This is a genomic window from Vibrio phycocola (assembly GCF_054404255.1).
Genome location: NZ_JBTAMQ010000036.1, coordinates 1 through 725, shown reverse-complemented (window position 1 = coordinate 725; position 725 = coordinate 1). Strand labels below are relative to the sequence as shown.

The following is a 725-nucleotide window of genomic DNA, read 5'->3' as shown; positions in this document are numbered from 1 at the left end:
GTTTTAGTTGCACTCTCATTGTTTGAATAAGCGAGAGTGCTTTTGATTTTTGCCGGACTCAAAATATGAACATCATCAAAGATGATGTTCCCAAGAACACTTGAATGTGTGTTGGTACCTACATTTCATTAAATGAAGCATAGGATTTGAGAACTTTTACAAATAACGATCAATCAAATCGTTATTTTGTCAGCTTTCCAAATTGTTAAAGAGCTATGTTTTTCCCGAAGGAGCAACACTTTCTAATCACTTTCAAAGACGGCAAGAATTCTAACCACACGAACATGACATTCTGTGGTTTGACTTTGTCGTACCAAAAAGTATTTAGAAAGTGGTGGGCGATACCGGGTTCGAACCAGTGACCCCCTGCTTGTAAGGCAGGTGCTCTCCCAACTGAGCTAATCGCCCACATTTATGCACATTTAAATGCGCAACGTGTGGTAGTAAATGGTGGGTCGTGCAGGATTCGAACCTGCGACCAATTGATTAAAAGTCAACTGCTCTACCAACTGAGCTAACGACCCTTTACTACTTCTTTATAAGAAGTGGTATCCCGTAGGGGAGTCGAACCCCTGTTACCGCCGTGAAAGGGCGGTGTCCTAGGCCTCTAGACGAACGGGACACATTTACTTATTACGTCTCTTTTACTTAAACCTAATCAATCTGTGTGGACACTCATCTTAATAATCTTCGTATAAGGAGGTGATCCAGCGCCAGGTTCCCCT

3 tRNA genes are annotated in these 725 nt (G+C 42.2%); all 3 read right to left on the bottom strand.

The annotated features are described in order from the left end of the window. Positions 1-332: 332 nt before the first annotated feature. Positions 333-408, bottom strand: a tRNA-Val gene (locus ACXJY6_RS19755). 40 nt (positions 409-448) lie between these two features. Then, a tRNA-Lys gene (locus tag ACXJY6_RS19750) sits at positions 449-524 on the bottom strand. A gap of 22 nt (positions 525-546) precedes the next feature. Further along, positions 547-622, bottom strand: a tRNA-Glu gene (locus tag ACXJY6_RS19745). Positions 623-725 lie beyond the last annotated feature (103 nt).